The sequence below is a fragment of the Frankia sp. CgKIO3 genome (assembly GCF_977946435.1).
The window spans coordinates 1-3,305 of sequence record NZ_CDWTMO010000267.1 but is presented as its reverse complement, the minus strand read 5'-3'; the positions used below and the strand labels follow the sequence as shown (position 1 = coordinate 3,305).

Genomic DNA, 3,305 nt, shown 5'->3' with positions numbered 1-3,305 from the left:
CAGGCCGGCAGGAGCGCGGTCAGGACGGCGTCGGGGCCGAGTTCGAGGTAGGCGACGGCGCCTTCGCGGTGCAGGCGACGGGCGGCGTCGAGGAAGCGGACGGGTTCGCGGACGTGGCGTACCCAGTGGTCGGGGGTGGTGAGCCCGACCTGGAGGCCGAGGTCGCCGGTCCGGGTGGAGACGACGGGGATGGCCGGCGGGGAGTAGATGATCTTTTCGGCGACGGCTCGGAACCGGTCGAGCATGTCGTCCATGTGCGGGGAGTGAAAAGCGTGGCTGACCGTCAGCCGCCTGATGGCGCGGCCGCGTTCGGCCCAGCCGACGGCGACGCGCCCGACGAGGTCGGCGTCGCCGGCGATGACGGTGGCGCTCGGGCCGTTGACGGTGGCGATCTCGACCCGCCCGGCGAGCCCGGCGAGGGACTCGGCGACCTTCGCCTCGCCGGCGCGGATGGCGGTCATGGCTCCGCCGGCGCGGCAGGCCTGCATGAGCCGGCCGCGGGCCGCGACGAGAGCGCAGGCGTCGTCGAGGGCCCACACTCCGGCGACGTGGGCGGCGGTGAGCTCGCCGATGGAGTGCCCGGCGAGGATCCCCGGGGCGAGACCCCAGGATTCGAGGAGCCGGAACAGCGCGGTCTCGAAGGCGAACAGCGCGGGCTGGGTGTACTCGGTGCGGTCGAGCGCCGCCGCGCCCGGGGAACCGGCGGGGGCGAACATGACGTCGCGCAGTGGGTATTCGAGATGCGGCGCGAAGTGGGCACAGACGTCGTCGAGGGCGTCGGCGAAGGCCGGGTAGGCCGCATGGAGTTCGCGGCCCATCCCGGGGCGTTGGCTGCCCTGCCCGGTGAACAGGAAGGCGGTTGCGCCCCGGGCGGTTCCGCTTCGGCTCAGCGCCGGTCGGACCGTGCCCAGGACCAGCCCGGCGGTGGGGCGGGCCTCGGCCAGAGCAGCCAGGGTCCCGGTCCCGGCCAGGTGCGTGCCGCTGCTGCACGCCGCCGATCCGCGGACGACGGCGACGGCGCGGTGCTCGAAGTGGGTGCGACCCGCCAGGGTGTATCCCGCGTCCAGGGGGGAGATCTCGGGATGGCGCTCCAGGTGCGTGCCGAGCCGGGCGGCCGCCGAACGTAGCGCCGCGTCGCCGCGGCCGGACAGGACGACAGGCACCGGGGCGCTCGCCGGGTTCTCCCCGGCGCGGTCCGCACCCACGGTGTCCGTTCCCGGCCCGGGCGGTGCTTCCTCGAGCACGGCATGAGCGTTGGTGCCGCTTACCCCGAACGCTGACACCGCCGCCCGTCGCGGCCGGCCATCCTGGCGCTGCCAGGGGACGTTCCCGGTGAGCAGGGCGACGTCGCCCGCCGACCAGTCCACGTGCGGGGACGCCTCGCGCACGTGCAGGGTCCGCGACAGGACGCCGTGCCGCATCGCCTGCACCATCTTGATGATCCCGGCGACGCCGGCGGCGGCCTGGGTGTGGCCGATGTTCGACTTCAGGGATCCGAGGTAGACGGGCCGCCGCGCGGCACGGTCCTGGCCGTAGGTGGCGATGACGGCCCGGGCCTCGATCGGGTCACCGAGCGTCGTGCCGGTGCCGTGCGCCTCCACCGCGTCGACGTCGGCGGCGCGCAGCCCCGCGTTGGCCAGCGCCTGGCGGATCAGGCGCTGCTGGGACAGGCCGTTCGGTGCGGTCATCCCGTTGCTGGCGCCGTCCTGGTTGATCGCGGTGCCACGCAGGACCGCGAGGACGTGATGGCCGTTACGGCGGGCGTCGGAGAGCCGTTCCAGCAGCAGCACGCCCGCGCCGTCGGCCCAGCCGGTGCCGTCGGCGTCGGCGGAGAACGCCTTGCACCGCCCGTCCGGCGCCAGGCCCCGCTTGCGGCTGAACTCCACCAGGATCCCTGGGGTCGACATCACGGTCACCCCACCGGCCAGGGCGAGGTCGCATTCGCCGGCCCGCAGCGCCTGGCCGGCCAGATGCACCGCCACCAGAGACGAGGAACACTGGGTATCGATGGTCAACGCGGGCCCTTCCAGGCCGAGCGTGTAGGAGACGCGGCCGGCGATCACGCCGGAGGCGTTGCCGGTGAGCAGCTGTCCCTGGGCTTCGGCGGGCGCCGCATGCCAGGCGGGGCCATAGTCCTGCAGCGACACCCCGGTGAAGATGCCGGTCCGGCTGCCCCGCAGCGACCGTGGGTCGAGGCCCGCGTGCTCCAGAACCTCCCAGGAGATCTCCAGCATCAGCCGCTGCTGCGGGTCCACGGCCTGCGCCTCGCGCGGACCGATACCGAAGAATCCCGGGTCGAACAGCGCGATGCCGGGCAGGAACCCGCCATGGCGGGTGTAGGCGGTGCCAGGCTGATCGGGATCAGGATCGTAGAGCGCGTCGAGGTCCCAGCCCCGGTCGTCGGGCAGGCCGCCGACGGCACCCGGCCCTCTCGTACCAGGTCCCACAGGGCTTCTGGTGAGTCGGTGCCGCCGGGCAGCCGGCAGGCCATGCCGATGATGACGACGGGATCATGGCCCCGGAACGGCTCCGAGCCGACCTCGCCGGTGGCGGGAACGGCGACGGCCGCGGGAACGGCCGCGGGAACGGCGGTGATCGCGGCGGGCTCGTCGATACCCAGCAACTCACGGCGCAGATGGCCGGCGAGGGCCTCGGGGGAGGGCCGGTCGAACAACAGCGTGGCGGGCAGGCGCAGACCCGTCGCCGCGGACAGTTCGTCCCGCAGCCGCTCGGCGATGCCGCGGTACACCCCGAGACCACGCCAGGAGGATTCCCGGCCGAGGATGGCCGCGTCGCCGCTGCGCTCGGTCAGCACGGCGACCCGGCCGGCTATCAGGTCCAGCAGGAGCTCGCACTGGGCCGCCTCCGATCGGCCGGCCAGCCGGAGACGCCACGCCTCGCTCGCCCCACCACCGGTGCCGCGTGGTGATCGTGCCTGGATTTCGCGCGTATCGCGCATGCAAACTCCCAGCGTCCTATTCAATGGCGACGGGTCGATGGACAACGAAGAAGGCCGCCACGGATCAAAGTCAGGGCCAGCCGTTAGCGCTCGGTACGGAGTGGGACAAAATCCCGGAAAGCTGGAGCCGAGAACGACTTGGAATATCTCCTCTGGACGCGGAAGGGTAGGGCTCAGGCAACCGGCGAGGAGTCGGGTCGCGGAGCCGTCCGCTTTCCGTCGAGAGTGCGACGTCCCCATCTTCTCAGGGTACGACCATGCCGGCCGGGGGTGCGTGTCGTCGGTCACGTGTGAATAAGCACGAACGCCATGGGTATAGTCATTAAATAAGTTGATCATTTGATCT

Annotated in this window: 1 pseudogene; it reads right to left on the bottom strand. The window is 72.4% G+C overall.

What is annotated here, in order from left to right:
- A pseudogene (locus AC08OJ_RS19330) lies at window positions 1-2,959 on the bottom strand (type I polyketide synthase); the annotation flags it as partial.
- Between the last annotated feature and the right edge of the window lie 346 nt (window positions 2,960-3,305).